We start from the raw sequence: 1005 nt of genomic DNA, 5'->3' as shown, positions 1-1005 counted from the left end.
TTTGGCAGCACGGCGCTGATTGTTGCCGGCCTGCTGGCCGGGGTGGGGTTGGCCGCACCGGCGCATGCAGCGGCGAACACGGTGGTGTCGCTGACCTTCGATGACGGCAACGCGGACCAATTGACGGCCGAAGCCACGATAAAGAGACTGGGCCTGGTCGGCACGTTTTTCATCACCACCGGGTGGATCGACCAGCCCACCTACCTCACTACAGCCAACCTGCAGCAGATCGCCGCCGACGGCAACGAGATCGGCGGCCACACCGTGACCCACCCGGACCTGGTGTCCCTGACCGCGGCCGAGTCGACGCGACAGATCTGTAACGGGCGCGTGGCGCTGATGAACATGGGCTTCAAAGTCACCAGTTTCGCCTACCCCTTCGCTTCCGAAGACCCGGCCACCGAGGCCCTGGTGAAAAAGTGCGGCTTCAACAGTGCCCGCGGCCTGGGCGACACTGCCAGCAAGGACCCGGCCTCGGCGACGCTTCCCGCGGCAGACACCATCCCGCCCGCCAATCCCTACGTAACTGCGGCACCGGATGAGGTGGACAGCACCTGGACCCTGCAGAATCTGGAGAACCAGGTGACCCACGCCCAAACAACCGGCGGCGGGTGGGTCCAACTGACCTTCCACCACATCGCCGTCGGCACGGACCCCACGCTGACGATCACCCCCACCCTGTTCAACCAGTTCGCCACCTGGCTGGCCCAGCAAAAGGCGGCCGGTACCGTCGCCGTGAAGACCGTGGACCAGGTCATCGGCGGCACGCAGCAGCCCGCAGTCCAGGGCCCAGCCGTTCCTCCGCCGCCCCCTCCGGGAACGAACATGATCCAAAACCCCGGCCTGGAAACCCTGGTCAACACGATCCCGCAGTGCTGGGCCGCCGGCGGGTACGGCACCAACACCCCCGCCTTCGCCGTTGTCTCCCCCGGCCACACCGGCACGAACGCCGAGCAGCTCACCCTGACCGGCCGGTCGTCAGGGGACGCGAAACTCCTGCCCGCC

At 67.2% G+C, this 1005-nt stretch carries 1 protein-coding gene; it reads left to right on the top strand.

Annotation, left to right across the window (positions count from 1 at the left end; genetic code table 11):
• Positions 1-1005, top strand: a 1005-nt coding sequence (locus tag ABH924_RS24825; protein WP_404503200.1) for a polysaccharide deacetylase family protein, incomplete at both ends; no start/stop codon positions are given.

Origin of the sequence: Arthrobacter sp. GAS37 (assembly GCF_044908325.1) — a bacterium.
Classification (GTDB): Bacteria; Actinomycetota; Actinomycetes; order Actinomycetales; family Micrococcaceae; genus Arthrobacter; species Arthrobacter ramosus.
This window is presented reverse-complemented; position numbering and strand designations above follow the sequence as displayed.